The following is a 26,337-nucleotide window of genomic DNA, read 5'->3' as shown; positions in this document are numbered from 1 at the left end:
GACGGAACCAACGTGGCTGGTTACGCATGGGTCGTGGTGACCAGTGCGACGGCCGTGACGGTCCTGGCGGGACGCGTGGCGGGCCTCCCGGCCGGGGTGCGCGTCGCCGCGGTCGGCGAGCCGACCGCCCGTGCCGCGCGCGCTGCGGGCTGGGTCGTCGACCTGGTCCCGGCCGAGACGTCCGCCGCCGGACTGGTGCAGGAGCTGCCGGACACCGACGGCACCGTGCTGTTCCCCCGCTCCGAGATCGCGGCACCCACGCTCGTCGACGGCCTGCGTGCCCGCGGCATCGACGTGGACGACGTGGTCGCGTACCGTACCGTGGGGACCGGCGACGAGCCGATCACCTTCGACACGGCGCCCGCTGCGGTGCTCGTGACGAGCGGCAGCGTCGCCCGCGAGATCGCCCGCCGGATGACCCCGCTCGACCCCCGCACCACCGTGGCCTGCATCGGCCCCGGGACCGCAACCGACGCACGTGCCGCCGGCCTGCCCGTGCACGCCGTCGCACACGACCGGTCCGCAGAAGCCCTGCTCGACGCCGTCGTCGCGGCACTGAACCCCACCACCCCCCACCAGGAAGGTCACCCGTGACTGGACGCTTCCCCCAGGTCCGCCCCCGTCGGCTCCGCGCCACCCCTGCGATGCGACGACTCGTGGCCGAGACCCGGCTCCACCCCGCCGAGCTCGTGCTGCCGATGTTCATCCGCGAAGGCGCGACCGACGCCGTGGACATCTCGAGCATGCCGGGTGTGCAGCAGCACTCCCTCGACTCGTTCCGCCGTGCGCTGGTCGACGCCGCGTCGGTCGGTGTGGGTGGCGTGAACCTGTTCGCCGTGCCGACCACGAAGGACGCCGACGGCTCCGGTGCGACCGATCCGGACGGCATCCTCAACGTGGCGATCCACGTGGCTCGGCAAGAGGTGGGGGACGCCCTCGTGGTGCAGTCCGACCTGTGCCTCGACGAGTTCACCGACCACGGGCACTGCGGCGTGCTGGCCGCCGACGGCTCCGTCGACAACGACGCCACGTTGCTGCGCTACCGCGACATGGCGGTCGCGCAGGCCGAGGCCGGTGCCGAGCTCGTCTGCATGAGCGGCATGATGGACGGCCAGATCGCCGCCGCACGTGACGCCCTCGACGGTGCCGGGCACAGCGGCACCGCGCTGCTCGCCTACGCCGCGAAGTACGCCTCGGCGTTCTACGGTCCCTTCCGTGAGGCGGTGTCGTCGTCGCTCGTCGGTGACCGTCGGACCTACCAGATCGACGCCGCGAACGGTCGTCAGGGCCTGCGCGAGGTCGCACTCGACGTCGACGAGGGTGCCGACATCGTGATGGTGAAGCCCGCGATGAGCTACCTCGACGTGCTCGCCGAGACCGCGGCGACCTCGCCGGTCCCGGTCTGGGCGTACCAGATCTCGGGCGAGTACGCGATGATCACCGCAGCAGCGCAGAACGGCTGGATCGACCGCGACGCAGCCGCGATGGAGTCGCTCGTCGGCATCAAGCGCGCCGGTGCCGACGCGATCCTGACCTACTTCGCCGTCGACATCGCGCGGAAGCTCAACGAGGAAGCGGGCCTCCGCACCTCGGGCAGCACCGCCGACGTCGCCGGCATCGCCTCGACCGGGAAGGCCCCCGAATGACCACGAACGACCAGCTCTTCGGCCGCGCCAAGAACGCGATCCCCGGTGGCGTGAACTCCCCGGTCCGCGCCTACGGGTCGGTCGGCGGCACCCCGCGCTTCCTGGTGTCCGCGAAGGGCGCCTACGTCACCGACGCCGAGGGTCGCGAGTACGTCGACCTCGTCGCGTCGTGGGGGCCAGCGATCCTCGGGCACGCCCACCCCGGCACGGTCGAGGCCGTGCAGCAGGCCGCCGCGCGCGGACTGTCGTTCGGGGCGTCGACCCCGGGCGAGACCGAGCTGGCCGAACTCGTGAAGCAGCGGGTGTCGGTGGACGGCGACGGCCCCATCGAGAAGCTCCGCATGGTGTCGACCGGCACCGAGGCCACGATGACCGCGATCCGACTGGCCCGCGGGTACACCGGCCGCGACCTGCTCGTGAAGTTCGCGGGGCACTACCACGGCCACTCGGACTCCCTGCTGGCCGAGGCCGGTTCGGGTGTCGCGACCCTGGCCATGCCGGGCAGCGCGGGCATCACCGCCGAGACCGCCGCGCAGACCCTCGTGCTGCCGTACAACGACCTCGACGCCGTCCGCCGGGCCTTCGACGAGCACTCCGAGCGGATCGCCGCCGTGATCGTCGAGTCGGCCGCCGCGAACATGGGCGTCCTGGCTCCCGAGCGCGGCTTCAACCGGGCACTGGCGCAGATCACGCAGGCGCACGGGGCGCTGCTCATCGTCGACGAGGTCCTGACCGGGTTCCGGGTCGGAGCCGCAGGCTGGTGGGGCCTCGAGGCGTCCAAGGTCGTGCCGGACGGCGCCGGGTGGAAGCCCGACCTCATCACGTTCGGCAAGGTCATCGGTGGTGGCATGCCCCTCGCCGCCCTCGGTGGTCGGCGCGAGGTCATGGACTTCCTCGCCCCGCTCGGGCCGGTGTACCAGGCGGGCACGCTCTCCGGCAACCCGCTCGCGGTCGCTGCCGGTACCGCCACGCTCCGCGCCGCGACGGCCGAGGTGTACGAGCACCTCGACCGCACGGCGTCGACCATCGCGACCGCCACGAGCCAGGCACTGTCGGCCGCGGGCGTCGCCCACACCGTGCAGCACGCCGGCAACCTGTTCTCGTTCGCGTTCACCGAGCAGGCACCGCGCAACTACGACGACGTGCGGGCACAGGACGTGTTCCGCTACGCGCCGTTCTTCCACGCGATGCTCGACGCCGGGGTGACCCTGCCGCCGAGCGTGTTCGAGGCGTGGTTCGTCACCGCCGCCCACGACGACCGCGCCGTCGGACGGATCCTGGACGCCCTGCCCGCGGCCGCGAGGGCTGCTGCCGCCGCGACCGCGTGACGGGCAGTGCGACTCAGGAGCAGTCGGCCTTGGTGAAGGTCGTGTCGACGGTCTTCGACGAGCCCTCGAACTTGTAGGTGTACCGCATGTCGACGTCCTCGTCGAGGAGCTTCTTCGTCTCGCTGTTCGAGCAGAGGTTCGGCCCGACGGCGTCGCGGATGGCACCTTCGGTGATCGAGGCCGGGTCGACGTTCGCCGACACCGTGTAGTCGTAGTGGATCGCGGCGCCCTCGGCCTCGATCCCGGTCCACGTCGTGACGGAGTCGACCTGCTTCGGCAGGTCGCTCTGCTCGCGGATCTGCTCGACCGCCTTCGAGACCTTCTCCTCGGTGGAGTCGCTGAAGGCCGCGTTCAGGCCCTGGCGGACGAGGAACGCCACCACGACGGCGACGACGACGCCGAGCACCGAGATCAGGACGCGCTTGCCGCGGGACGAGGACTTGGGCGGGGGAGCGTACGGTGCGGTGCCGGCCGGGGCTGCCTGGGCGTACGGCTGCTGGGCGTACGGCTGCTGGGCCTGCGGCTGACCGGTGTACGGCTGCTGCTGGTACTGCTGGCCGGCGGGGGGTTGCTGCTGGTACTGCGGCGGCTGCTGCGCGGACGGCTGGCCGTCGGGCTGGGGCGGCCCGGCGGGCTGCTGCGGGTACTGCTGGCCGTTCGGCTGGCCGGTGTTCGGCTGGCCGTCGTTCGGCTGCGGCTCGGACCCCGGGAAGGGCGGCGGCGTGTTCGTCATGGTTCCCCCTGGTGACGGTCAGCGGCGTGACACCGTGGTGCGGTGCCGGGTCCCTCCCCGACACGGGCCGCGGACACGGAACGCCCATTCAAGCACGCGTCAGGCGGATCGGCGTGCGGCCCAGCGCCCCTCGGCCCGCAGGATCGCGAGCGGGAAGTCGAACGCGTGCGACACCGCCGACGACGTGATGACCTGGTCCGAGGTGCCCTGGGCCACCGCGGCGCCGTCGCGCAGGAGCATCGCGTGCGACGTCGAGGCCGGCAGGTCCTCCAGGTGGTGGGTCACCATGACGCTGCCGAGGCCCGGGTGCCGGTGCCGCAGGGCGTCGACGGTCTCGAGCAGGTGCTCGCGGGCGGCGACGTCCAGCCCGGTCGCGGGCTCGTCGAGCAGGAGCAGCTGGGGCTCGGACATCAGGGCCCGGGCGATGAGGGCGCGGCCCCGCTCGCCCTGCGACAGCACCGGCCACCGGGCGTCCCGTCGCGCCGTGAGCCCCACGTCGGCGACGTGCTGCTCGGCCAGGGCGACCTGTTCGGCCGAGGGTTCCCACCGCATCATGAGGTCCGTCGTGCCGGTCAGGCCGGTCAGCACCGTCTCGAGGACGGTGAGCGGCGACAGCATGCGGTGTCGGGGGTCGACGTGGCCGATGTGCTGACGGAGTTCGCGGACGTCGACGCGTCCGAGTCGGCGACCGAGGACCTCGACCGTGCCCGCGGTGGGGTGTCCGGTCGCGCCGAGGACGGCGAGCAGGGTGGACTTGCCGGCACCGTTCGGTCCGAGCAGCGCCCAGTGCTCGCCGCGGCGGACGGTCAGGTCGATGTCGTGCAGCAGGTCGCGGCCGGAGCGCGTGACGCGGACCCCGGTGGCGTGGATCAGGACGTCGTCGCGCGCGTCGGTCATGACCCCATCGTGCCCCACCGCGCCGTGACGTCGTCCACGTGGGCTCGTGCGACGTCGACGAACCGGCGGGCAGCGGCTCGGGCGGTCTCGACGTCGCCGCTGCCGGCCGCCGCGTCGAGCGTGAGCCAGAGCGCTTCTGCGTCCCACTGCCGGAACGCGGGTGCCTCGGGCAACGCGTAGGCGAGCCGGGCCATCGCGAGGCGCAGGGCCTCACGCACCCAGCGGTTGCCGGACTGTTCGGACAGGAAGCGTGTGACCGCGAACGAACTCTCCGTGTACCGGTGATCGCGCACCTGGCCGTCCGCGCGTGCCCGTGCGACGAGCATGCGGAACTCCTCGAGCGCGGGGCCCCGCAGGCCGGGCAGGACGTGGACGGCGCCGTGGGTGAAGACGCCGGTGAGCAGCTCCATCGTGTCGCGCCAGGTTGCGAGCGACGGTTGCCCGACGCGGTACCGGCCGTCGCCGTCGTCGACGAGCCCCAGGTCGTGCAGCCAGCGCAATGCTCCGTGCACCTGCTCGGGCGTGGCACCGGTCCGTGTCACGAGGTCCTCGAGCCGATGCGTGGACCCCACCACCAACGCGCCGGAGCGGACGTCTCGCAGCAGGGTACGGCCGACCGGACCGACGCGGTCTTCGGTGGTGTCGTCCGCCGGGCGGTGCGTCCGCGGGATCCCGACGTTCCGCCGGTGGACCTCGAACAACCCGTCCATGACCTCGGCCGCCGCCGTCGCCACGGCCGGGTCACCGGACTCCACCGCGCGGGACGTGGTGGCGAACCAGGTGTGCACCTCGTGGACCGACCAGAGCTGCGTCGGGACCCGGGCCCACCGCATCCGCTCGAACGCACGCAGGCCCAGGCTGCGCACCAGGGTGTTCGGGGAGTGCTCGAACCAGAACTGGCAGGCGGCGGAGAACGCCGTCGGGTACTCCGGCAACCGGAGTGCCGCAGTGGTGCGAGCCCGCGCGACCCGGCGGTCGAGTTCGGCGCGGAGCTCAGGGGTGAGCGCCGGGATGGTCGCGCGGAGGGCCGGGCCGACCAGCGCGACCCAGAAGTCGAGCGTGTCCGAGAGGTCGGCGTCGGACAGTTCGTCGTACCACCACGAGCCGTCCGGGCGCCGGGACAGGATGCCGAGGTCCTCGAGGCGAGCCGCCGCTGCACGGACCCGGCCGCGAGGCGTGCCCCACTCCCACCCCAGTGCGTCGAGGTCGACGGGCACCGGTCCACGCGGGCCGGTGCGGACGTGGGCGAGCAGGGACGCGTAGGCGTCGTCGTTCGCCGCCGCCCAGGGGTCGGCGTCACCCCACTCGCCGACGACCACGGGTCAGCCGCGGTCGGCGCGGACCGCCTCGATGTGCTGTTCGAAGTTGCGGGTGAGGGCTCGACCGGCCTCGGCGGCCCCTTCACCGTCACGCTCGGTGAGGGCCTCGCGCAGGATCGAGAAGAACGCCTCGGATCCGTACTGCTCGAACGGCGGCGTCGGGTTGAGCGTGAAGCGGACCCGCTCCATGGCACCCACGGCCGCGTTCTGCACCAGGGGGTTGCCGGAGTGCTCGACTGCGAACTCGATGATCTCGGTGAGGGCGCCGCTGAAGCCGTAGTCCCGCACCTTGCGCATGCGGTCGGCCTTGTCGAGCAACGCGGTGAGGGCTTCGACGTCCTCGTCGCTGTACTCGGGGACGCCCCAGCGCAGGCTGAGCTCGAAGAACCCTGCGGTCGCGCGGGTCGCGGTGACCCAGTCGTCGAAGGTGGGCGTGGCGACGCGGGTGTACCGGTTCGCCTCCATCTCGACCAGGCCGATGTCGACGAGCTTCGCGATCGCCTCACGGATCGGGGTGCGACTCACACCCAGCCACTGGACCAGCTCGTCGTCGTTCAGGCGCTCGCCGTGCTGCAGCGTGCCGTCACGGAGCGCCGCGAGCATCTTGTCGTAGACGACGTCGCGCAGGAGCTTCCGGGGAGAGCTCTCCACGGTGGACTTGGGGACCGGCATGTCATCTCCTCGAGGACGAAATCGACACTCGAAATCCTAGCGTGCCAATATGCAAACGTTTGCTAAAAAACGCCGGGATTCAGCCCGCAATGGCGACCACGGTGCGACCGTGCACCCGCCCTGCGACCACCTCGGCGCCGACCGTGATCGCCTGCTCGAGCGTGACGGTGCGGGTGACGTCGGCCAGCAGCGCCGCGTCGAGGTCGGTCGCCAGCCGGTCCCACGCTCGACGGCGGAGCTCCGGTGGGGCGTCGACGGAGTTGATGCCGAGCAACGAGACCGACCGCAGGATGAACGGCAGCACGGTCGTCGGCAGCGCGGAGTCCTGCGCCAGCCCGCAGGCCGTCACCGCGCCACCCCACCGGGTCGAGGCCAGCACGTTCGCCAGGGTGGCCCCGCCGACGCTGTCCACCGCTCCGGCCCACGTGGCACGCTGCATCGGCTTGCCCGGCTCGGACAGTGTGCCGCGTTCGATGACCTCGGTGGCACCGAGCCGGCGGAGCGAGTCCGTGTTGGCCGAGCGACCCGTCGACGCCGTCACCCGGTACCCGCGGGCCGCGAGCAGGGCGATCGCCACGGTGCCGACCCCGCCGGACGCGCCGGTCACGAGCACCGGCCCGTCGTCCGGCGCGACGAAGCGCTCGAGCGCCAGCATGCTGAGCATCGCGGTGAACCCCGCCGTGCCGATGGCCGCCGCGAACGAGTCGTCGATCGTCTCGGGCAGCACGACGAGCGATCCGGACGGCACGACCGCCTGCGCCGCCCAGCCCCCGTGCCTGCTCTCACCCAGGCCGGCACCGTTCAGCACCACCCGGTCGCCGATCGCCACCTCGTGCACGCCGGGACCGAGCCCGGACACCGTGCCCACGACGTCGATCCCCGGAACGAGCGGGTCGAGCCGAGCGACACCGGGGTTCCGCGCCAGGGCCAGCCCGTCCTTGTAGTTGACGCTCGAGTACGTGACGTCGACCAGGACCTCGCCCTCGGCCGGGTCCGGCAGGTCGACGTCGGTGACGGTGGGCGGGGTTGCACTGGACACGAGGACGGCGCGGGTCATGCGCCGGACGCTACCCCCCTCCCTCGCAGGCTCGGTCGGCGCGCCTGGCATGCCGCTGGCGCGTCATCGCCGAGCCGGTCGCGCCCGGCGGTCTGCCCGCTCTTTCCCAGAACGTGCGCGATGGCTGGTGGGATCGGGCGTACCGGGGCGGAACAACCGACGGGGTACGCCCGATTCGACCAGGTGCGCCCGGAACAGCCCCCAGCCCCCAGCCCGGCCCAGCCCGCTCAGCCGAACATGATGGCGGCCTCGTCGAAGCGCGCCTGCGGCACCGTCTTGAGCTCGCCGAGCGCCTCCTCGAACGAGACGTGCTCGATCTCGGTGCCCCGGAGCGCCACCATCCGGCCCCAGCGCTCCTCGACCACGGAGTCGATCGCCGCCAGGCCGAGCCGGGTCGACAGCACCCGGTCGTACGCCGTCGGCGTGCCGCCGCGCTGGATGTGCCCCAGGGTCGTGGCCCGCGTCTCGATGCCCGTCATCTCCTCGATGAGCGGCGCGAGGCGCTCGCCGATGCCACCGAGCCGCGGGCGCCCGAAGGCGTCGAGGCCACGCTCGGTGTGCGCGGTGTCCTCGTGGTCGGGGACGAAGCCCTCGGCCACCACCACGAGCGGGGCACGACCGCGGTCGTAGGCGGCCCGCACCCACTTCGCGATCTGTTCCATGCTCGTCTTCTGCTCGGGGATGAGGATCGCGTGCGCGCCCGCTGCCATGCCGGAGTGCAGCGCGATCCAGCCCACGTGCCGGCCCATCACCTCGGCGACCATGCAGCGCGAGTGCGACTCGCCCGTGGTGCGCAGGCGGTCCATGGCCTCGGTCGCGATGGCGACGGCGGTGTCGAAGCCGAACGTGTAGTCGGTCGCACCCAGGTCGTTGTCGACGGTCTTCGGCACGCCAACGATCTTCAGCCCGGCGTCGGTGAGGCGCTTCGCGGCGGCCAGGGTGCCCTCGCCGCCGATCGCGACGATGGCGTCGATGCCGTGCTTCTCGAGCATCCGCTCGATGTTCTCGACCCCGCCGTTGGGGCCCTCGAACGGGTTCGTGCGGCTGGTGCCGAGGATGGTGCCGCCCTGCTTCGCGATGCCCTGGATGTCCTTGCGGCCGAGCGGGACGATGTCGCCGTCGACCACGCCGCGCCACCCGTCGCGGAAGCCGACGAAGTCGTGGCCGTAGATGGCGATGCCCTTGAGGACGATCGCGCGGATGACCGCGTTCAGGCCGGGGCAGTCGCCTCCGGAGGTGAGGATGCCGATGCGCATGGTGAACTCCGTCGTCGGGTGGTGGGGATCACTGCCCATCATGACTGACGGTGGTTCAGCATTACCATCCCCGTGTGTCCCTGCTCGCTTCCGCCGCCGCCGTCGACGCGGCTGGTGCGTCCGGTGACGCGTCGCGCGTCGACACGGTGTACCGGCCTGGAGGCGCGGTGGACGTCGCGTCGACCCTGCGGCCCCTGCAGCGCGGCTCCGGCGACCCGGCCTTCCACGTGGCCGGCGGTGTCGTGTGGCTCGCGCTGCAGACGCCCTCCGGCCCCGCTTCCGTCGCGATCCGGCGGGCCGGCGACACCATCGCGGTCTCGGCGTGGGGGAGCGGAGCGCCCTGGGCCGTTTCCCACGCTCCTGAGCTGCTCGGTCGCGGCGACGACTGGTCGTCGTTCGACGTCTCCGGCAACGACTTCCTGGCCGCGGCACGACACCGGCAGCCCGGGCTCCGGCTGCTCCGCACGAACACCGTCGTCGCGATGCTCGTGCCGGCGATCATGGAGCAGAAGGTGACCTCGCGTCAGGCGTGGGGCGCGTGGCGGTACCTGCTCCGTCGGCACGGCACCCCGGCGCCCGGCCCGGCACCCGCGGGCATGATGGTGCCGCCCGACGCCCGGACGTGGGCTCGGATCCCGAGCTGGGAGTGGCACCGGGCCGGCATCGAACCGGGGCGCTCGGCGACCGTGATGCGCGCCGTGCAGCTCGCGCCGGCACTCGAGCGGACCCTGGCGCACGGCCGCGGCGGCGAGGCCGTGTCCACGAAGCTGCAGTCGATCCCCGGGGTCGGCCGGTGGACCGCCGCCGAGACCGCGCAGCGATCCCACGGCGACCCGGACGCACCGAGCGTGGGGGACTTCCACGTGCCGGCGCTCGTCGGGTGGGCGCTGACCGGTTCGCCGGTCGACGACGACGGGATGCTCGAGCTGCTCGAGCCCTGGCGCGGGCACCGGGAGCGCATCGTGCGCCTGATCGCCGGCTCGGGGTTCCGGAAGCCGTCGTTCGGGCCGCGGATCACGATCCAGGACCACCGCGGCCACTGAGCGGTCGTCCGCAGAACACCGGTGTTCGCGCGTCGCACACCGGCACGCGCGTGTTCGGAGCGTGAACACCGGTGTCTCGCAGGGTGTCAGGGGTGGCGGGTGCCCTCGCCGGCCAGGACGGCGCGGTAGCCCTCGCGGAACGTCGGGTACTGCGGTGTCCACCCCGTCGACCGGAGCAGCGTGTTGGACAGGCGCTTGTCGCCGCCGGCCTGCCGTGCGTCGCCCTCGCCGGTGGACGGCTCGGCGACGTGGAGCTCGTCGGCCAGGAACCGCAGCACGTCGTCCAGTCGGCTCGGCTCGTCGTCGGTACCCAGGTAGAGCGGTGCCGGGTCGGGCAGCGCCGCCAGGTGCACGAGTGCGGCGGCAGCGTCGTCGCGGTGGATGCGGTTCGTGTGCGGTGAGGTGCCCGGCGCCAGTCGCGCGGACCCGGACCGGACCTGGTCGATGAGTCGCTCGCGGCCGGGGCCGTAGACGCCCGACAGCCGGACCAGCACGGCGCCGGGAGCCCGTTCGCGCAGCAGGACCTCGGCCTCGACCAGGACCTCGGCGGTCGGGGTCGCACCACGCGCCGGGGTCTCCTCGGTGACCTCGCTGCCGTCGGCGACGTCGTAGACCGCGGTCGAGGACACGACGAGCACCCGGGGGTCGGCGTCCGAGGCGTCGATGCCGTCGAGCACGTTGCGCAGACCGTCGACGTAGGTGGCGCGGTACTCGTCGACGTCGCGGCTGCCGGCGGCGAAGGCCACGACGACGACGCTCGTGTCGGCCGGGATCGCGGGGACCTCGTGGCGCAGGTCGACGCTCCGGCCGGTGATAGGAGCGGGGATCAGCTCGGCGCGGCGGCGGAGTCCGATCACGCGGTGGCCCTGGTCGGCGAAGCACAGGCCGGCTTCGGTCCCGAGGTCGCCGCACCCGGCGATGACGACTGTCGTGGAGTTCTGCACGGCTCGACACTGGCACGGCCGGTTGGTGGAAGGCGGGGAGGCGCGCACATCACGGATCACTAGGGTCAGCGCATGGGGCGGCAGCGGCGACGGGTGGTGCGTGACGTGGCGATCGCCGTGCCCCCGTTCGTCGAGATCGCGCTCGTCGTCGCCGGCTCGATCGTCTCCGTCGGAGCCGTGGGGGAGAGCGCTGCGTCGTGGGCGCCGTTGTCGTGGCCGCTGTACGCCGTGCTCTGGACGTTCCCGTTCGCGGTCGGCGCGCTCGTCGCTGCGGTGCGGCTCCGCGGACTCGAAGCCAGGACGCCGGCGATCTGCTTCGCTGCCCTGTCGGTGGCCGTGGGTGCCATCCCCTTCGTCGGGATGCTGAGCGTCTTCGTACAGTTCTGGAGCGTCTCGCCTAGATGAGAACGGTTATCGTCTAGATGACCCTCATCCGCACTGCACTCAGGAGCTCCATGTCCGCTCGACCTCCACGTCTCCTCCCGGCACTCGTCATCGCGGGGCTCGTCCCACTCGTCGCCACCGCGATCACCGTCCCCGCCTCGGCTGCACCCACCGTGACCCGGACCGCCCACCACAGCTGGCTCGTCACGGCCGACCCGACCGCGAAGCGCGTGTACGTCAACGACGCCGTGACCGGCAGGCGGACCGCCACCCTGAGCGGGATCGAGTTCGGCACCCACGCGGGCTCGGTGCAGCTCGGCCACGGGCAGATCGCGTTCATGGACGAGTCGAAGCCGCAGCTCGACGTCCTGGCCATCGGCCCCCGCGGTACGGCCCGCATCGCGCAGCACTACGCGATCCCGAACGGCGACGGCCGGTGGGAGCGCGCCGGCTGGCTGTCCACCGACACGGCGCGGCGTCACCTGGCGGTCGGGTCCGACTTCGACGGCTCCGAGCGCCAGCGGGTCACGGTGATCGACCTGCGGCGGAAGACGGAGCACACTGCTCGGATCGACACCTCGGCCGTGCAGCTCGCCACGACGGGCAAGCGCGGCACCGAAGAGGTCGAGACGTTCCTGGTCGGCAGCCCCCTGCGCCTGGTGGTCACCGCGGGCGGACGACTCGACGCCTACTCCGTGTCCGCGATCATGCAGGGTGCGACCCACCCGCGCCCCGTCGCGACCACGCCCCTCGGCGCCTACCCGCACGGCCCGATCGTCAACGCCACCGGGACGGTGATCGGCTCCGACCTGGCCGCCGGCGTGCAGACCGTCCGGGTGACACGGACCGGCTTCACGGGCTCCCGGTCCGTCGCCTACCCGAAGCCGAGCGTGCAGAGCTACCGGCCCCGCATGGCACCGGACGGCACGACCGTGGTCGGGACCCAGGCCGGCACCACGGCCGCGGGGACCCCGTGGAACGCCGTCCCCGCCTACCTGACCACCTCGTCGACGTCGTCGGGAAGGATCAGCAGCGTCGACCTCGGCACCGGTTCCTTCACCCGGGTCGCCGTGACCGCGCGGTTCGCCGCCGTCGCGCTGACGTCGGGCACCGGCGACTCGCTCGTCCTGGTGCGCAAGCAGGCCGACGGTGTCTACTCCGGCCGGACGACCTCGGTCGCGCTCACGCCGCTGCGCAAGGGTCCCGTCGCCGGACAGCCGGCCACCGGGGCGTCGGTGCGGTTCACCGCCGCGACCGACGACGGCCGCAGTGTGTTCGTGACGCGGGGCGACGAGGGGAAGATCACCCAGATCGACACCGCCGGTGCGACGCCGTCGGTGCTCCGCACCATCACGCTGCCCACGGCGCTCGCCGGGGGTGGGTACATGACGACGGTCGACTCGACGATGAGCCCGTACGACCTCAGCGGTCGCTGATCGTTCGTCGATCGACAACCGGCCGCCGACCGCCCCACGGGGTGGTCGGCGGCTAGGGTCCTGGTGTGATCGTCTGGTTGAACGGAACACACGGGGCGGGCAAGACGACGACGAGCCGACTGCTCCAGCCGCTGCTGCCCGGCTCGCGGGTCCTCGATGCCGAGAAGGTCGGCGAGGTGCTGATGGACGTCACGCCGGGGCTGCCGGCCAGTGACAACTTCCAGCACTGGGACCCGTGGCGGCCGCTCGTGGTCGAGACCGCCCGCCGGGTCCACGACTACGTGGGCGGACCGCTCATCATGCCGATGACGGTCCTGGTCGAGGCCTACTGGCGCGAGATCGCCGCGGGACTCGCAGCCCACGGCATCCCGGTCCGGCACTTCGTGCTGCACGTCGACGAGCCGACGCTCCGCGACCGGATCCAGCACGACCCGATCGTGGGCCCGTCGACGTTCCGGTTCGCGTACGTCGACGCCTACGCCGAAGCGGCGCGCGGCTGGCTGCACGCCGAGGCCGAGGTCATCGACGCGACCGACACCCCGGCCACCGAGGTCGCCCGCGCCGTCGCGGACGCGGTGACGTCAGAGCGCTGACCGGCGGTGACGTCAGAACGCTGACCGGCGGTGACGTCAGAGCGCTGACAGCACGAGCTCCCGGATGCCGGGGCGCTCCGGCTGCCCGTGGTCGACCAGCACCGCCCGCATCCCGGCCGCCCTGGCACCGACCACGTCGCGCTCGGGGTCGTCGCCCACGAAGAGACAGTCCGCTGGGTCCACGCCGAGCTCCCCCGCCAGGGCCCTGAACGCGCGGACGTCCGGCTTCTGGAACCCGATGCGTTCCGAGGTGCAGACGACGTCGAACGCGTCGGCCAGGCCGGTCCGTGCGAGCTTGTCGCGTTGCTGGGTCTCCGTGCCGTTCGTCAGGAGCCCGAGGCGGTGTCCGTGCTCGCGCAGCTCGTGCAGCAGCGGCAGGCTCTCGGGGAAGAGCCGCCACGCCTCCCGGTACGCACCCGAGTAGTCGTCGAACACCGCGTCCAGGCCGGCGTCGTCCTCGGGGACCACGACACCCAGCGGCGGCAGGACCGTGCGGAGCCGTGCGCGTCGCTGTTCCTGGAAGCTGATCGCCCCGGACCGCCAACGCTCGAACTGCTCGTCCTCGGCCGTGAACCAGTCGCGGAGGACCGCCTCCGTGGCCTCGACGCCGAAGCCCTGCAGGAACCGGGTCACGCCTGCCCGAGCCGACCCGTGGTGGTCGAACAGCGTGCCGTCCAGGTCGAAGCCGATCGCTCGCGGAGTCCCCACGTGCCCAGGCTAGGGCCGCTCCCGGTCCGTGCGGACCCTGCGAGGTGAACAGCTGCGGACCCCCGCGAGGTGAACAGCACTGTCCGCCGCACGCAGCCCCGGGGTTCGCCACCGCCCGGATCATGCCGGAGACTGGTCCGGGCCACTCACGAAGCGGCCCGCCTCACCACCAGCAAGGAAGGCTCCGCATGCCCGAGCTCCCCGTCGTGTTCGAAGTCGGCTCGATGATCGCCCTGGTCGCGATCCTGCTCGCCGACCTGCTCATCGTCGCGCGTCGTCCGCACGTGCCGACGCTGCGCGAATCCGGCATCTGGGTGGGCGTCTACGTCGGGCTGGCGCTGGTCTTCGCGGTGCTGATGCTGGTCTTCGCCGGCGGCGACTCGGCCGGGCAGTTCCTGGCGGGCTGGCTGACCGAGTACAGCCTGAGCATCGACAACCTGTTCGTGTTCGTCATCATCATGGCGCGCTTCTCGGTGCCGAAGAAGATCCAGCAAGAGGTGCTGCTGCTCGGCATCATCATCGCGCTCGTGCTCCGCGGGATCTTCATCCTGGTCGGCGCGCAGCTCATCGAGAACTTCTCGTGGATCTTCTACATCTTCGGTGCCTGGCTGATCTGGACGGCGATCCAGCAGCTCCGCGGCGAGGACGAGGACGACCAGAAGGACAGCTTCATCGTCCGGCTGCTGCGCCGCCGGGTCCGCCTCACCGACACGTTCGACGGCATGAAGTTCCGCACCCACCACGACGGCGTCCGGCACTTCACGCCGCTGCTCGTCGTGCTCATCGCGATCGGCACCACCGACCTGCTGTTCGCGCTCGACTCGATCCCGGCGATCTTCGGCATCACCGAGAGTCCTTTCATCGTGTTCACCGCGAACGTCTTCGCCCTGATGGGCCTGCGCCAGCTCTACTTCCTGCTCGGCGGCCTGCTCGAGCGCCTGGTCTACCTGAAGTACGGCATCGCCGTGATCCTGGCCTTCATCGGTGTGAAGCTCGTCCTGCACGCGCTGCACGACAACGAGCTGCCGTTCCTGAACGGCGGCCACCACATCGAGTGGGCACCGGAGATCAACACGTGGGTGTCCCTGCTCGTGATCGTCGCCGCGATGGCCGTGTCCACGCTGGCGAGCCTCGTGCGCATGCGCGGCGAGACCCCCGCGACCGACGACGGCGCAGCCGAGATCGACCAGGACCGAGCCGACCAGGACCCCGCCCGGACCTCGGACTGAAAACCCGTTTGAACGATCCGCTCCGCTCCCTCGTTGTCTGGGTATGGCACTCCGCAAACGCACCAAGGTCATCATCGGGATCTCCGCCGGCGTCGTCGTCGTGGCGGCAGCAGCCGTCATCGCCGGCCCGGTCATCTACGCGAACACCGTCAACGGCCAGGCCGCGGCAGCACCCTCGCTGTCGGCGTCCTCGTCCGGCACCCTCGACGCGAAGGACGCCGACGGCACCTGGACCAGCAAGAGCAGCTCGTACGCCGGGTACCGGGTGCACGAGGTCCTGCAGGGGAATGATGTGAACGTGGTCGGTCGCACGAAGGACGTCAAGGGCACTGCCGTCGTCGACGGCGGCTCGCTCACCAAGGCGTCCGTCACCGTGCAGGTCGGCAAGATCAGCACCCCCGAAGCCGCACGCGACGAGTACTTCCGCTCCACCGCACTGCAGACCGACAAGTACCCGACGGCGACGTTCGAGCTCACCAAGCCCGTCGACGTCACGAAGGCGCTCGACGGCTCCACGCAGGACGTCACCCTGACCGGCACGATGGAGCTGCACGGCGTCGAGAAGCCGGTCACGGCCGACGCGCAGGTCGCGGTCGGCAAGGGCGGCACCGTCCAGGTCGCCGGCACCGTGCCGATCACCTTCGCCGACTACGGCGTGAAGGCCCCCTCGCTCGGCTTCGTCACCGTGGACGGGAAGGGCTCCGTCGAGTTCTCCCTCGACCTCGGGAAGTGACCGTGACGAGCCGTTCCGCGGACGAGTTGCTCGCGACGCTGTACCGCGAGCACGGTGACGCGCTCACGCGGTACGTCCGGCACCTCACGCGGGACGGCTCGACGGTCGAGGACGTCGTGCAGGAGGCGATGGTCCGCGCCTGGCAGCGCCCGGCCGTGCTCGAACGGGCACCCGACAGCGCACGGGCGTGGTTGTTCACGGTGGCGCGCAACCTGGTCGTGGACGAGGCGCGCTCCGCACACAACCGGCGCGAGCACGGCACCGAACACCAGGTGGAACGGATCGAGTCGGACAGCACGGACGCCGTGCTGGACCGGATCGTGGTCGCCGACGCACTCGCGTCGTTGACCCCGGACCACCGCCGCGTGGTGGTCGACGCGTACTGGCTCGGGCACACGGTGCCGGAGATCGCACGACGACACGACATCCCGGAGGGCACCGCCAAGTCGCGGCTGCACTACGGGCTGCGAGCCCTCCGGCTCGCACTGCAGGAACGAGGAGTGACCCGATGAGCGACGACAAGTACGCAGAGTGGGATGCGGCGTACGTCCTCGGGTCGCTCCCGGCGAGCGAGCGCCTGGAGTACGAACGACACATCGAGAACTGCGACCGCTGTGCGGCCGCCGTCGCCGAGCTGGTCGGTCTGCCGGGTCTGCTCGGCAAGCTGCCGGCCGACCAGGCGATCGAGATCGCGGAACCGGACGGGAGGCCCGACACCCGTTCCGAGAGCGACCTCGCCTCCGTCGCGCACCGCGTCCGACACCGTCGCCGCCGTCGCCGGGTCTGGGTCGCCGCCACCGCCGGGCTCGCGGTGGTCGCCGCCGTCCTGGGCGGGCTCGCGGTCGGGGCAGCGGGGGAGCGCACCACGGTGCAGGCCGGCTCCGCGCCGACCGCTGCGGCCACAGCCGACCGGTACGACATGAGCGGCGTGCAGGGCCTCGACGTCAAGCTGGCCGTCAGCGGCGAGCAGTGGGGCACCCGCTTCGACTGGGGGTGCTCGTACGGCGGCAAGGCGTGGTCCCCCGACGGGTCGATCCTCTACGACCTCGTCGTCGTCCGGAACGACGGCACGACGCAGACCGTCGGCTCGTGGACGGCTGCCGGTGCGGATGCGCGCGGGCTGTCGGCCTCGACGGACATCCCGCGCGACGACATCAGGAGCGTCCAGGTGCGGCTGCGCGGTGAGCGCGGCGCGCTCGCCGTCGTCACGCTCTAGCCGGCGTCGGCCTCGTCCGCAGCGTCGTCGGGGCCGACGGCGTCCTGGACGCGCGCGCTGACGGACCGCAGCGTCTCGGCGTCGGTCCCCACGGGCCTCCAGAACAGGTCCTCCAGCGCACCGGTGTGCGCGCGGATGCCGGCGAGCACCGCTCGCCGACCGTCCGCGGTCATGACCACCCAGCTGCCGCGCGCGTCGCTCGGGCAGTCGGCGCGCTCGACCAGGCCGCGGGCCACCATCCGCGTGACCTGGTGGCTGACGCGCGACTTCTCCCAGCCGATCCCCGTGGCGATGTCCCGGACGCGCAGACGGTGGTCGGGGTCGCGGTGCAGGCCGATCAGGATCTCGAACTCGGGGACCGAGATGCCGGCTCCCGCCTGGACGGCCCGGTCGAGCGCCCGGTCGAGCTGTCGCCAGGCGTCGTGGTACGCGTCCCAGGTGACCCAGTCGTGGCCACCGTTGCCCTCCGTCGACATGCCGACCAGCGTATCCACCGGGCGGGGCATCGGACCGCGCCACGGGTGCTTTCATCCGCTCGGATGACTCCTGGCCGACGTACGGCGTGCTCCGAGGTCGCGTCGGACGTGCGGCATACGATCGGGGGATGCCGAGTGCTCGCCTCCAGGACACGACCGATGACGCCGTCGCGCTCGTGCGCCGGTGGCTGGCGGCGTCCGCCGGGGTGAAGCCCGACCCGGGTGCGGCCCGTCTGGCCCAGGTCCTGCGCGACGAGCAGGGCCTCGACTTCACCCGTGGTTTCGTCGACAAGGTCGTCCGCCCCGAAGACCCCCGGGTCGCCGCGCGCAACCTCGAGCAGCTGAGCCGTGACGTCCCCGACTTCCTCGCCTGGTACCTGCGCGGTGCGGTGACGCTGGGTGGCGGGTTCGCCACCATGGCGCCGTGGGCCGTGATCCCCACCGCGCGCCGGATCCTGCGCCGGATGACCGGGCACCTGGTGATCGACGCGAGCACGAGCAAGCTCGGTCCCGCGCTCGCCAAGCTCCGCGGACCGGGCACCCGCCTCAACGTGAACCTGCTCGGCGAAGCCGTCCTCGGCAGCGCCGAGAGCGACCGACGCCTGCAGGGCACGATGGACCTGCTCGCCCGCGACGACGTCGACCACGTGTCGATCAAGGTGAGCGCCGTCGTGCCGCAGACCTCGCCGTGGGCCTTCGACCAGACCGTCGAGCGCGTCGTCGACCGGCTCGTCCCGCTGTACCGCCTGGCCGCGGCGCCGACGGCCGCCGGACGCCCCGCCAAGTTCATCAACCTCGACATCGAGGAGTACCGCGACCTCGACGTCACCCTCGCCGTGTTCCGGACGCTGCTCGACCGTGACGAGTTCGCCGACCTGCAGGCCGGCATCGTGCTGCAGGCCTACCTGCCCGACGCCGCCGGAGCGCTCGACGCGCTGACCGAGTGGGCGCAGGAACGCCGGTCGCGCGGCGGAGCCCCGATCACGGTGCGGCTCGTCAAGGGCGCGAACCTCGCGATGGAACACGTCGACGCGATCGTGCACGGGTGGCCCCTCGCCACCTGGGGCAGCAAGCGCGAGACCGACACCGCCTACCTCCGGATGCTCGACGCCGCGCTGACGCCGGAACGCACCGACGCCGTGCGGATCGGGGTCGCCGGGCACAACCTGTTCGACCTCGCCACCGCGTGGGTGCTCGCCCAGCGGCGCGGGGTGACCGACGCCGTCGACGTCGAGATGCTGCTCGGCATGGCGTCCACCCACGCACAGGCCGTCCGCGCCGACGTCGGGCAGATCCTGCTCTACACGCCCGTCGTCCAGCCCGACGAGTTCGACTCCGCCATCGCGTACCTGGCGCGCCGCCTGCAGGAGAGCGCCAGCCCCGAGAACTTCCTCGCCGCCGCGTCCGACATCGACCACGACGCCAGCGTGTTCGAGCGGGAGCACAGCCGGTTCCTGGCATCCGTCGCCGCACTCGACGAACCCGTCCCCGCCAGCCACCGCACCCAGGACCGCCACCGCGCGCTCGGTGAACCGGTCCTGCGGGACGCGTTCCGGAACGCCCCCGACACCGACCCGTCCGTCGCCGCGAACCGGGCCTGGGCACTCGACGTCCTGCGCCGGGTGCCGCGCTCGCAGCTCGGTGCGCAGACGATCCGTGGGGCGAAGGTCGCCGACCGCTCCAAGCTCGAGCGGATCATGGCCCGGACCGCCCAGGCCGGCGTGAACTGGGGCCGACAGGACCCGTCCGACCGCGCCGAGCTCCTCGACCTCATCGGACACGAACTCGAGACCCGCCGCGCCGACCTGATCGAGGTGATGGCCGCCGAGACCGGCAAGACCTTCACCGAGGCCGACACCGAGGTGACCGACGCCGTCGACGCCGCCCACTACTACGCCGAGCGCGCTCGGCGCCTCGGGGACGTCGAGGGCGCGCAGTACGTGCCGCCACGGTTGACCGTCGTCGTGTCACCGTGGAGCTCCCCCGTCGCGGTCCCCGCCGGGGGCGTGCTGGCTGCGCTCGCCGCGGGCAGCGGTGTCGTGTTCAAGTCCGCACCCGAAGCGAAGCGCTCGGGGGCCGTGCTCGCCGACGTGCTCTGGGACGCCGGGGTGCCGCACTCGCTGCTGCAGCTCGTCGACCTGGCCGAGGACGAACTCGGCCGCGACCTCGTCGGCCACCCCACGGTCGACCGCATCATCCTGACCGGCTCGTCCGACACCGCCCGCTCGTTCCGCTGGTGGCGCGCCGGGCTGCCGCTCAACGCCGAGACGAGCGGCAAGAACGCCATCGTCGTCACGCCGAGCGCCGACCTGGACCTGGCGGTGCAGGACATCGTGCGGTCCGCCTTCGGGCACGCCGGACAGCAGTGCTCGGCGGCGTCGCTGGTGATCCTGGTCGGGTCGGTGGGCGAGAGCGAGCGCTTCCAGCGGCAGCTCGTCGACGCCACCCGCACGCTCCGGGTGGCGTGGCCCGACGACCCCACGGCGCAGGTCGGCCCGCTCATCACGGAGCCGCAGGGCGCCCTCCGTCAGGGTCTGACCGAGCTCGGCCCGGGGGAGTCCTGGCTCGTGCAGCCCGAGGCGGTCGACGACTCCGGTCGGCTCTGGTCGCCGGGCATCCGCGACGGTGTCCGCCCCGGCAGCGACTTCCACCAGACCGTGTACTCGGGCCCGGTGCTCGGCATCATGCGGGCCGAGACCCTCGAGCAGGCCATCGCGATCCAGAACGGCACCGACTTCGGGCTGACGGCGGGCATCCACTCGCTCGACGTCGACGAGGTGTCCGAGTGGCTCGCCCGTGTCCGCGCCGGCAACCTCTCCGTCAACCGCGGCACCACCGGTGCCGTCGTCGGGCGCCAGCCGTTCGGCGGCTGGAAGGGTTCGTCGGTCGGTACCGGCACCAAGGCCGGCGGTCCGATGTACGTCGCGACGCTCGGCCGGTGGCTGCCCACGCCCCGCACGGTGCACCGGAGCATCCAGCTGCACGGCCTGCCCCCGCGCGTGACCGCGGTGATCGAGGCCGCACGCAGCGGGCTGTCGTTCGAGGAGTTCGACCGTGTGCGCGCCGGTGCCCTGAGCGACGTCCGTGCACGCGAGACCCTGTTCCGCTCGCAGGACCTGGCGGGACTCGTGGTGCAGCGGAACGTGCTGCGTCACCGTCCCCAGTCCGTCATCGTGCGCCAGGCCGAGAACGCCTCGACCGTGGACCTCGTCCGGACGCTCGTCGCCGCGACCTCGGCACGGGCGCACGTCCTGCTGAGCACGGCTCGGCCGCTGCCCGGCCCCCTCACCCAGCTGCTGGCGGGGAACCGGTCGCCGCTCGACGTCGTCGACCACCTGGTGGAGTCCGACCAGGAGTTCCACGCCCGCGCGTCGTCGGGGGCGGTGTTCCAGGCGGACTGGTCCAGCGGTCAGGACGACGAGCCCGTCGACGCGCTCGAGGCCGTGCTGTCACAGGGGCAGGACCGCCCGGCACACACGGCGTTCGGCGGTCCCGGGGCCCGCATCCGGCTGCTCGGCGGCGACTCCCAGGCTCTCGAAGAAGCACTGGGCGCGAGCATCGACGTCGCGATCCACGACGCCCCCGTGGTCGAGGCCGGCGTGATCGAGATGCTGCCGTACCTGCGCGAGCAGTCGGTGTCGATCACCGCGCACCGGTTCGGCGACGTCGACAGCGAGTTCTCCGAGCTGCGCGTCTGAGCAGTTCCGCGCGTTGCGTTTCGCTTCGTGAGCAGAAGAGGTCGGATCCCCAGACGGGACCCGACCTCTTCTGCTCACGAAGTGCCCCGGGGATCAGTCCTCGGCGTCACCCGCTTCTTCGTCCTCGACGCCGGTCTCGGCCATGCGGTCCCGCAGGTGGTCCGCCATCGCGCCCGCACCCTCACCGGCGTGGTCGTGGTCGACCTGCTCGATCAGACCCTGCAGCTTCTCGTGGTTCGTGGCATCGGTGGCACCGTCCATGACGGGCTCGGTCTGCTCGTTGTCGCTCATGCTCCGGACGCTACGCCGCGGTTGCTGCGGAACGGTAGTGGAGCTCGACCGCCCCGCCGTCGAACTGCGTGGTGCCGACGAGTTCGTACACCGGCGTCGGTGCGGCGACCGGCAGCAGTGGGGCTCCGGCACCGAGTGCGATCGGCATCACGGTGACCCGCAGCTCGTCGAGGATGCCCGCCTGCTGGTACTGCGCCGCGAGCAGTCCACCGCCGACGACCCAGACGTCACCGCCGGCGGCCACGCGCTCGAGGTCGGCCTGGTGGTCGCCGACCTCGCCCGAGACGAAGCGCACGTCGGCGCCGTCGGGCACCGGCAGGTCACGGGTCGTGAACACCCACGTCGCCAGGTCCGGGTACGCCCACGTGTCGTCGTGCTCGAGCAACCACTCGTACGTCGTCGACCCCATCGCGATCGCGCCGACGCCCGCGTAGAACCGGTCGTGGTGCTCCTGGAACGGTTCGAAGCCGAACTGCAGCAGCCAGTCGAGGTCGTCGTCGGGCGCGGCGACGAAGCCGTCCAGCGAGGATGCGACGGAGTAGATCGTGCTCATGCCGGGGACGCTACCGAGCACCCCCGACAGCACTCAGCGCCGACTGCCGCGACCGACGACCGCTGCCTCGGCGATCGCCAGGGCGGCGGCGATCCAGAGCTGGTCGAGCGCGAACCGGCGGCGACGGGGATCGGCGACGGCCAGCGGCACCATCGTCACGCCGTGCAGGGTGTCCACGACGGCGCTCAGGGTGTGCGCGTTGCCGGAACCCGCCCGCGCGACGAGCACGGCCTGTCCGAGCTGTCGGATCCCGAGCACGCCGTGCAGCGCCGCCTGGTCCGACCCTCGGGCCGCACGGCTCAGGTGCCACAGGCCGAGCCCAGCTCGGGCCAGCTCGACGACGGCTGCTCCGGACACGGTCGACGACCGGCGGCTCATCGTCGGCGTCCCGCGACGAGGGCGACGGCCCCGGCGGCACCGAGCACCGCCCCGATGATCCCGTTGCCGACCCGGCGGTGCTCCACCCACCAGGTCTGCGGCGACCACGCGTGCGCGGACTCGTCGAAGACCCCGTGTGCACCATGGTCGCCCGGCACCGGCTCGTACAGGTTGTCCCGCATCTCGAGACCGTCCTTGTCCGGAGCCTGCTGCCCGTCGACCAGGGTCTTGGCGGCGTACCAGTCGGCGAAGCGTCCGCTGATCCGGTTGCCGAGGATCGTGTAGACCGTGGACTCGCCCACCCAGGTGCGGCTGCGCGGCCGCTCGGCCACCGCGGCGATGGCCCGGGCACCGACCTCGGGCTGGTAGATCGGGGCGACGGGCTGCGGGTGGTGCGGCAGCTTCGACTTCACCCACTGGAACTGGATCGTGTTGAGCGCCGGCATGTCCACGCGGGACACCTTGACCTTGCTGCCCTGTTCGCGCAGCTCGGAGACGACGGACTCGGTGAACCCGACGATCGCGTGCTTCGCGCCGCAGTACGCGGCCTGCAGGGGGATTCCGCGGAACCCGAGCGCCGAACCGACCTGGATCACGTGCCCACGACCGCGGGGGACCATCCGTGACAACGCCGACCGGGTGCCGTTCACGAAGCCGAGGTAGGTCACGTGCAGCGCCCGCTCGAAGTCCTCCGGGGCGGTGTCGAGGAACTTCCCGAACACCCCGACCATCACGCCGTTCACCCACAGGTCGATCGGTCCGAGTTCCCGCTCGACCCGGTCGGCCGCGGCCTCGACGGCGTCGCGGTCGGAGACGTCGGCGACCAGGGCCAGCCCGCGTCGCCCGGCGGCCTCGACCTCGGCGACGGCGGCGTCGACGCCCTCCTGCCCGCGGGCCAGGACGGCCACGTCCCACCCCCGTGCGGCGAGCTCCCGGACGGTCGCCCGTCCCAGTCCTGCGGATCCACCGGTCACCACTGCCACTCGAGTCATGGCTCCCTTGTACCTGCGGTCGCCCGTGCACCACTCAGCCGCTGTCCCCCGACGACCCGTGCCTCAGGGCGGTGGCCGAGCATGCTGGTGGTGTGGACACGCGAGACGACCCCGTGGAACCCCAGCCGGACGCGGAGCCGCAGCCGCGCTGGATCCGACGGACGCCGATCCTCCCCGAGCAGTGGTGGGGTCCGCCGACGGCTCTGGCGGTCGGGGCGCTGGCGATCGTGGCGATCGGCATCTGGCTGCAGCGTCCCGCCCTGCCCGTGGTGATCCCGGTCGGCGCCGTGGTGCTGGTCGGTGCGTTCGTGCTCGCGGTCGCCGGTCGGCGTGCGTACTGGTACCCGAGTCACGCGGCGGCTTGGCGCTTGCACCGCACCCGGGTCGTCGTGTGGAACACGGTAGGCGTCGCGTTGTCGGTGTTCGCCTTCGCGGTGGGAGCACGGACGCTCCTGATCGGGTACCTGGTCGCCGCGACGGGCCTCTACACGATGCGACGCGACGACCCGACGCGGTTCGAGCGGCGCGGTCGTGCGGTGGCGTCGGCGGCCGTCGCGGTGGTGGCGGCCGTGTTCGCGGTCGTGGCGTTGACGGTCCCGGTCGTCGACGAAGCGCACGCATCGCTGTGGATCGGGTGGAGCGTCCTGGTCATCCCGGTCGCCGTCGTCGTCGCGGTGCTGAACTGGCGAGCCGCGTCGAGGACGGCCGAGCCCGACCTCGACGGGGCGGAGGCCGTCGAGGGTCAGCGACCAAGACCGGAGCCGGGCACCGATCCGCTCAGCGCCCCCGACCGAACCGCGTCGTGACCCCCGGCGAGTAGAGCACCGAGTCCGGCTCGAGCTCCGTCAGCCCGAAGGGCAGCCCGGCCGCTCCGACCAGGTCGTCCCGCAGCGACACCACCGAGGCCCGGTGCAACGGCCACGGCTCGTGCTCGTTCGGCCAGAAGCGCGTCCGCCCCGCGCGGTGCACGTGCATGCCCCACCGCGCCGTCAGGAACGTCTCGAGGGCCCCTGGCTCGTCGAGTGCCTCGCCCACCCGGATGTCGAGCATCGACCGCAGGTGGGTGCCGTGCCGACGCATCGCGTACCCGACGCGGCCGTCACCGCTGCGCGACTCGGCGACCGCCCACCGGTACGGCAGGCCCGTCGCGACTCGCGCCCCGATGGTCGGCAGGAGCTTGCCGGCGTCGAGCGACAGGAACACCACCCCGCGCTGTCCCTGCTCGTCGACCGTGTAGACGCGGACGTTCAGCTCGACGAAGTCGCCGATGCTCCCGGTCGAGAACGGCGGGAACCGGGTGTCCTCGAACCGGAACGCGATGAGGCCCACCCAGGTGGTCACGCCGTCGTCGGTGCCGTCGAGCGCCATCGTGTCGGGCCGTGTGCCGGCCGGTAGCAGCGGCGCCACCGCCGACACGTCGACGCGCCAGTGCACGAAGACGACGTCGAGCCAGTCCTGCGAGATCCAGGGACGGCCCGGCAGGCCGGGGGCGACGGGCTGGAGGCCCGGGGCGCTCTGGGTGGGTCGGGTGTCGGTCACGATGTGGTCGCCTCCGGTTCGATGTGGGCTGCGACGGGTGCGTCGTCCCACCCGCGCTGCGGGGTGTCGCAGGTGCCGCGGAACACGTACTGCGAGGGACGCTTCCGCTCGCTCGACGTCCAGTCGATGGCCGGCCGTCGTCGTTCCGGGGGCAGGTACCCGATCCGGTAGACGGCCATCAGCTCGAGCGACTCGGGCACGCGGAGCAGTCCCTCGATCTCCTCCCACGCGCCGGGGGTCTCCATCGGGAAGGACACGAACTGGATCCCCAGGCCGAGCTCGGTCGTCGCGAGCCAGATGTTCTCCATCGCCGCGCCCATGCTGAACACCGAGTAGAAGCCGGACAGCTCCTCCTTCCGGTACTCGTGGCGGTCGAGCATCACGCCGAGCAGCAGCGGCGACCCGGCGACGAGCTTCCGGTTCTCCTCACCCAGGGTCTGCGGCACCCGGAGCGTGTTCATGAGCAGCTGCCCGCGCTTCGTGAACACCTGCTTCGTGAACGGCCGCAGCGGCCCGGGGAGCTTGTCGAACAGCATCCCGTCGCGCCGCTCGTCCATCTCGGCCTTCGAGAACCGGAAGTACGGCTTGTACCGCTCGAAGAACGTGCCCGCGGCCATGGTGCGGGTCATCGAGCTGCCGCTGATCTCGGCGACGCGGTCGATCGTCTCGCGCTCCTCGACCAGTACAAAGCGCCACGGCTGGCTGTTGAGCTGCGACGGCGCCCGTCCGGCGAGCTCCATGAGCAGCCGCTGGTGCTCCTCCGACACCGGATCGGGCAGGAACGGCCCGTTCGTCGTGCGTCGTCGTCGGATGGCCTCGAACAGCTCCACTGCTCACCTCTCTGATCGCCTGCGGGCGAGCACGGCCCCCAGGTAGGACGGTGCTGCGGCGACCGCGACCCTCCAGTGTGCTCCGGCGCGCGGGTTCGTGCGTGGAGCGACCGCCAGCGGCACGAGTGCTGGCAGCAGGAACAGGGCGGTCCGGTCGCGCGTCCACACGGGGGTCGTCGCGGCGACACCGGTCAGGGTCGCGGTCACGACGAACAGCCCGTGGTGCACGACGCGGAGCTTCTTCGTGCGGATCAGCCGCACGGCGACCGCGGTGCCCCACAGGCAGTTCGCGACGTAGGCGAGGCCCGCAGCGGTGACCAGCTGCCGGGCCGGACGCGATCCCGTGGGCGGTGATCCGCGCCTCCCGGCCGTCTTCCGTCCCATGC

General features: G+C 72.1%; 29 protein-coding genes. 13 read left to right on the top strand and 16 right to left on the bottom strand.

Translation table 11 applies throughout. The features are described 5' to 3' along the window. The first annotated feature begins 12 nt into the window (after positions 1–12). The 3 genes from BIU95_RS00540 to hemL are packed head-to-tail and all read left to right on the top strand — an operon-like array spanning position 13 to position 2,974. On the top strand, positions 13–594 hold the full coding sequence (locus BIU95_RS00540) for a uroporphyrinogen-III synthase (protein WP_231564045.1): 582 nt from the start codon (positions 13–15) through the stop codon (positions 592–594). Continuing rightward, positions 591–1,646 carry a porphobilinogen synthase gene (hemB, locus tag BIU95_RS00535; RefSeq protein WP_302846961.1) on the top strand — a complete coding sequence of 352 codons (1,056 nt, stop codon included), beginning with the start codon at positions 591–593 and terminating at the stop codon, positions 1,644–1,646. Before BIU95_RS00540 ends, hemB begins: the two co-directional genes overlap by 4 nt. After that, positions 1,643–2,974: a glutamate-1-semialdehyde 2,1-aminomutase gene (hemL, locus tag BIU95_RS00530; RefSeq protein WP_071249881.1), complete on the top strand. Its 1,332-nt coding sequence runs from the start codon at positions 1,643–1,645 to the stop codon at positions 2,972–2,974. The genes hemB and hemL overlap by 4 nt, the downstream gene beginning before the upstream one ends. A 13-nt stretch (positions 2,975–2,987) precedes the next feature. On the opposite strand, the gene BIU95_RS00525 is transcribed toward hemL, so the two are convergent. From BIU95_RS00525 to BIU95_RS00500, 6 genes are all read right to left on the bottom strand, one after another. After that, positions 2,988–3,707: a hypothetical protein gene (locus BIU95_RS00525; RefSeq protein ID WP_071249879.1), complete on the bottom strand. Its 720-nt coding sequence runs from the start codon at positions 3,705–3,707 to the stop codon at positions 2,988–2,990. A gap of 99 nt (positions 3,708–3,806) precedes the next feature. Next, a complete protein-coding gene (locus tag BIU95_RS00520; protein WP_017887717.1) occupies positions 3,807–4,604 on the bottom strand; it encodes an ABC transporter ATP-binding protein in 798 nt (265 codons plus the stop codon). Then, a complete protein-coding gene (locus tag BIU95_RS00515; protein WP_071249877.1) occupies positions 4,601–5,923 on the bottom strand; it encodes a hypothetical protein in 1,323 nt (440 codons plus the stop codon). Before BIU95_RS00515 ends, BIU95_RS00520 begins: the two co-directional genes overlap by 4 nt. A gap of 3 nt (positions 5,924–5,926) precedes the next feature. Then, entirely contained in the window at positions 5,927–6,595 is a 669-nt protein-coding gene (locus BIU95_RS18890) for a GntR family transcriptional regulator (RefSeq protein ID WP_017887715.1), read from the bottom strand. Positions 6,596–6,674: 79 nt separating this feature from the next. After that, positions 6,675–7,652, bottom strand: coding sequence for an MDR family oxidoreductase (locus BIU95_RS00505; RefSeq protein WP_071249875.1), 978 nt, complete (start codon positions 7,650–7,652; stop codon positions 6,675–6,677). Positions 7,653–7,879: 227 nt separating this feature from the next. Next, entirely contained in the window at positions 7,880–8,908 is a 1,029-nt protein-coding gene (locus BIU95_RS00500) for a 6-phosphofructokinase (protein WP_031260061.1), read from the bottom strand. Between the two features lie 74 nt (positions 8,909–8,982). On the opposite strand from BIU95_RS00500, the gene BIU95_RS00495 reads away from it, so the two are divergent. Then, positions 8,983–9,951 carry a DNA-3-methyladenine glycosylase gene (locus BIU95_RS00495; protein ID WP_175470696.1) on the top strand — a complete coding sequence of 323 codons (969 nt, stop codon included), beginning with the start codon at positions 8,983–8,985 and terminating at the stop codon, positions 9,949–9,951. 86 nt (positions 9,952–10,037) lie between these two features. Here the strand turns inward: BIU95_RS00495 and BIU95_RS00490 are convergent, their stop codons facing one another. Further along, on the bottom strand, positions 10,038–10,895 hold the full coding sequence (locus BIU95_RS00490; RefSeq protein WP_071249874.1) for an NAD-dependent epimerase/dehydratase family protein: 858 nt from the start codon (positions 10,893–10,895) through the stop codon (positions 10,038–10,040). A gap of 72 nt (positions 10,896–10,967) precedes the next feature. Between BIU95_RS00490 and BIU95_RS00485 the strand changes: the two genes are divergently transcribed. The 3 genes from BIU95_RS00485 (at position 10,968) to BIU95_RS00475 (ending at position 13,308) form a co-directional block, all read left to right on the top strand. Further along, on the top strand, positions 10,968–11,300 hold the full coding sequence (locus tag BIU95_RS00485) for a hypothetical protein (RefSeq protein WP_071249869.1): 333 nt from the start codon (positions 10,968–10,970) through the stop codon (positions 11,298–11,300). Between the two features lie 50 nt (positions 11,301–11,350). Continuing rightward, entirely contained in the window at positions 11,351–12,715 is a 1,365-nt protein-coding gene (locus BIU95_RS00480) for a hypothetical protein (RefSeq protein WP_071249868.1), read from the top strand. Positions 12,716–12,780: 65 nt separating this feature from the next. Beyond that, entirely contained in the window at positions 12,781–13,308 is a 528-nt protein-coding gene (locus BIU95_RS00475; protein ID WP_071249867.1) for an AAA family ATPase, read from the top strand. Positions 13,309–13,344: 36 nt separating this feature from the next. Here the strand turns inward: BIU95_RS00475 and BIU95_RS00470 are convergent, their stop codons facing one another. Beyond that, positions 13,345–14,016: an HAD family hydrolase gene (locus BIU95_RS00470; RefSeq protein ID WP_083389160.1), complete on the bottom strand. Its 672-nt coding sequence runs from the start codon at positions 14,014–14,016 to the stop codon at positions 13,345–13,347. Between the two features lie 188 nt (positions 14,017–14,204). On the opposite strand from BIU95_RS00470, the gene BIU95_RS00465 reads away from it, so the two are divergent. From BIU95_RS00465 to BIU95_RS00450, 4 genes are read left to right on the top strand one after another with little or no spacing between them, the layout of a single operon-like run. Continuing rightward, positions 14,205–15,245 carry a TerC family protein gene (locus BIU95_RS00465; RefSeq protein ID WP_017887707.1) on the top strand — a complete coding sequence of 347 codons (1,041 nt, stop codon included), beginning with the start codon at positions 14,205–14,207 and terminating at the stop codon, positions 15,243–15,245. A gap of 43 nt (positions 15,246–15,288) precedes the next feature. After that, positions 15,289–15,978 (top strand): YceI family protein, encoded by a 690-nt coding sequence (locus BIU95_RS00460; RefSeq protein ID WP_017887706.1) that lies wholly within the window; start codon positions 15,289–15,291, stop codon positions 15,976–15,978. 2 nt (positions 15,979–15,980) lie between these two features. Continuing rightward, positions 15,981–16,490 carry a sigma-70 family RNA polymerase sigma factor gene (locus tag BIU95_RS00455; RefSeq protein WP_139179572.1) on the top strand — a complete coding sequence of 170 codons (510 nt, stop codon included), beginning with the start codon at positions 15,981–15,983 and terminating at the stop codon, positions 16,488–16,490. Continuing rightward, complete coding sequence (locus BIU95_RS00450) at positions 16,487–17,194, top strand: zf-HC2 domain-containing protein (protein WP_017887704.1); 708 nt, start codon at positions 16,487–16,489, stop codon at positions 17,192–17,194. Before BIU95_RS00455 ends, BIU95_RS00450 begins: the two co-directional genes overlap by 4 nt. Here the strand turns inward: BIU95_RS00450 and BIU95_RS00445 are convergent. Next, entirely contained in the window at positions 17,191–17,670 is a 480-nt protein-coding gene (locus BIU95_RS00445) for a MarR family winged helix-turn-helix transcriptional regulator (protein WP_056072473.1), read from the bottom strand. The two genes, BIU95_RS00450 and BIU95_RS00445, sit on opposite strands and share 4 nt — an antisense overlap. 128 nt (positions 17,671–17,798) lie before the next feature. On the opposite strand from BIU95_RS00445, the gene BIU95_RS00440 reads away from it, so the two are divergent. Continuing rightward, positions 17,799–21,368 (top strand): bifunctional proline dehydrogenase/L-glutamate gamma-semialdehyde dehydrogenase, encoded by a 3,570-nt coding sequence (locus tag BIU95_RS00440; RefSeq protein WP_071249866.1) that lies wholly within the window; start codon positions 17,799–17,801, stop codon positions 21,366–21,368. A 93-nt stretch (positions 21,369–21,461) separates the two neighbouring features. Here BIU95_RS00440 and BIU95_RS00435 read toward each other — a convergent pair whose 3' ends face one another. From BIU95_RS00435 to BIU95_RS00420, 4 genes are read right to left on the bottom strand one after another with little or no spacing between them, the layout of a single operon-like run. Further along, on the bottom strand, positions 21,462–21,659 hold the full coding sequence (locus BIU95_RS00435; protein WP_042537971.1) for a hypothetical protein: 198 nt from the start codon (positions 21,657–21,659) through the stop codon (positions 21,462–21,464). 10 nt (positions 21,660–21,669) lie between these two features. Then, complete coding sequence (locus tag BIU95_RS00430; RefSeq protein ID WP_071250366.1) at positions 21,670–22,212, bottom strand: dihydrofolate reductase family protein; 543 nt, start codon at positions 22,210–22,212, stop codon at positions 21,670–21,672. A 33-nt stretch (positions 22,213–22,245) separates the two neighbouring features. Next, complete coding sequence (locus BIU95_RS00425; RefSeq protein WP_071249865.1) at positions 22,246–22,590, bottom strand: hypothetical protein; 345 nt, start codon at positions 22,588–22,590, stop codon at positions 22,246–22,248. Then, positions 22,587–23,582, bottom strand: a complete 996-nt coding sequence (locus BIU95_RS00420; protein WP_071249863.1) for an SDR family oxidoreductase — start codon at positions 23,580–23,582, stop codon at positions 22,587–22,589. Before BIU95_RS00420 ends, BIU95_RS00425 begins: the two co-directional genes overlap by 4 nt. Positions 23,583–23,674: 92 nt before the next feature. Between BIU95_RS00420 and BIU95_RS00415 the strand changes: the two genes are divergently transcribed. Beyond that, positions 23,675–24,388, top strand: coding sequence for a hypothetical protein (locus tag BIU95_RS00415; RefSeq protein ID WP_139179571.1), 714 nt, complete (start codon positions 23,675–23,677; stop codon positions 24,386–24,388). Here BIU95_RS00415 and BIU95_RS00410 read toward each other — a convergent pair. Genes BIU95_RS00410 through BIU95_RS18030 form a run of 3 tightly spaced genes read right to left on the bottom strand, consistent with a single transcriptional unit; the run spans position 24,360 to position 26,335 of the window. After that, positions 24,360–25,121: a YqjF family protein gene (locus BIU95_RS00410; RefSeq protein WP_071249859.1), complete on the bottom strand. Its 762-nt coding sequence runs from the start codon at positions 25,119–25,121 to the stop codon at positions 24,360–24,362. The two genes, BIU95_RS00415 and BIU95_RS00410, sit on opposite strands and share 29 nt — an antisense overlap. Beyond that, the gene (locus BIU95_RS00405; RefSeq protein ID WP_017887696.1) at positions 25,118–25,951 is read right to left on the bottom strand and encodes a nitroreductase family protein; all 834 of its coding nucleotides are present in this window, start codon (positions 25,949–25,951) and stop codon (positions 25,118–25,120) included. The genes BIU95_RS00410 and BIU95_RS00405 overlap by 4 nt, the downstream gene beginning before the upstream one ends. A gap of 3 nt (positions 25,952–25,954) precedes the next feature. Further along, a complete protein-coding gene (locus BIU95_RS18030; protein ID WP_017887695.1) occupies positions 25,955–26,335 on the bottom strand; it encodes a hypothetical protein in 381 nt (126 codons plus the stop codon). Positions 26,336–26,337: the final 2 nt, after the last annotated feature.

Origin of the sequence: Curtobacterium sp. MCBA15_007, assembly GCF_001864905.1 — a bacterium.
In the GTDB taxonomy this organism is placed as follows: domain Bacteria; phylum Actinomycetota; class Actinomycetes; order Actinomycetales; family Microbacteriaceae; genus Curtobacterium; species Curtobacterium poinsettiae.
The sequence above is the reverse complement of the archived record's forward strand: the minus strand, read 5'-3'. Positions and strand labels throughout refer to the sequence as shown.

Coding starts and splice junctions, on each gene's coding strand:
- hemL (WP_071249881.1), top strand. CDS start 1,643: ATGACCACGAACGACCAGCTCTTCGGCCGCGCCAAGAACGCGATCCCC.
- BIU95_RS00525 (WP_071249879.1), bottom strand. CDS start 3,707: ATGACGAACACGCCGCCGCCCTTCCCGGGGTCCGAGCCGCAGCCGAAC.
- BIU95_RS00520 (WP_017887717.1), bottom strand. CDS start 4,604: ATGACCGACGCGCGCGACGACGTCCTGATCCACGCCACCGGGGTCCGC.
- BIU95_RS18890 (WP_017887715.1), bottom strand. CDS start 6,595: ATGCCGGTCCCCAAGTCCACCGTGGAGAGCTCTCCCCGGAAGCTCCTG.
- BIU95_RS00505 (WP_071249875.1), bottom strand. CDS start 7,652: ATGACCCGCGCCGTCCTCGTGTCCAGTGCAACCCCGCCCACCGTCACC.
- BIU95_RS00500 (WP_031260061.1), bottom strand. CDS start 8,908: ATGCGCATCGGCATCCTCACCTCCGGAGGCGACTGCCCCGGCCTGAAC.
- BIU95_RS00485 (WP_071249869.1), top strand. CDS start 10,968: ATGGGGCGGCAGCGGCGACGGGTGGTGCGTGACGTGGCGATCGCCGTG.
- BIU95_RS00480 (WP_071249868.1), top strand. CDS start 11,351: ATGTCCGCTCGACCTCCACGTCTCCTCCCGGCACTCGTCATCGCGGGG.
- BIU95_RS00465 (WP_017887707.1), top strand. CDS start 14,205: ATGCCCGAGCTCCCCGTCGTGTTCGAAGTCGGCTCGATGATCGCCCTG.
- BIU95_RS00460 (WP_017887706.1), top strand. CDS start 15,289: ATGGCACTCCGCAAACGCACCAAGGTCATCATCGGGATCTCCGCCGGC.
- BIU95_RS00450 (WP_017887704.1), top strand. CDS start 16,487: ATGAGCGACGACAAGTACGCAGAGTGGGATGCGGCGTACGTCCTCGGG.
- BIU95_RS00445 (WP_056072473.1), bottom strand. CDS start 17,670: ATGTCGACGGAGGGCAACGGTGGCCACGACTGGGTCACCTGGGACGCG.
- BIU95_RS00440 (WP_071249866.1), top strand. CDS start 17,799: ATGCCGAGTGCTCGCCTCCAGGACACGACCGATGACGCCGTCGCGCTC.
- BIU95_RS00435 (WP_042537971.1), bottom strand. CDS start 21,659: ATGAGCGACAACGAGCAGACCGAGCCCGTCATGGACGGTGCCACCGAT.
- BIU95_RS00430 (WP_071250366.1), bottom strand. CDS start 22,212: ATGAGCACGATCTACTCCGTCGCATCCTCGCTGGACGGCTTCGTCGCC.
- BIU95_RS00425 (WP_071249865.1), bottom strand. CDS start 22,590: ATGAGCCGCCGGTCGTCGACCGTGTCCGGAGCAGCCGTCGTCGAGCTG.
- BIU95_RS00420 (WP_071249863.1), bottom strand. CDS start 23,582: ATGACTCGAGTGGCAGTGGTGACCGGTGGATCCGCAGGACTGGGACGG.
- BIU95_RS18030 (WP_017887695.1), bottom strand. CDS start 26,335: ATGGGACGGAAGACGGCCGGGAGGCGCGGATCACCGCCCACGGGATCG.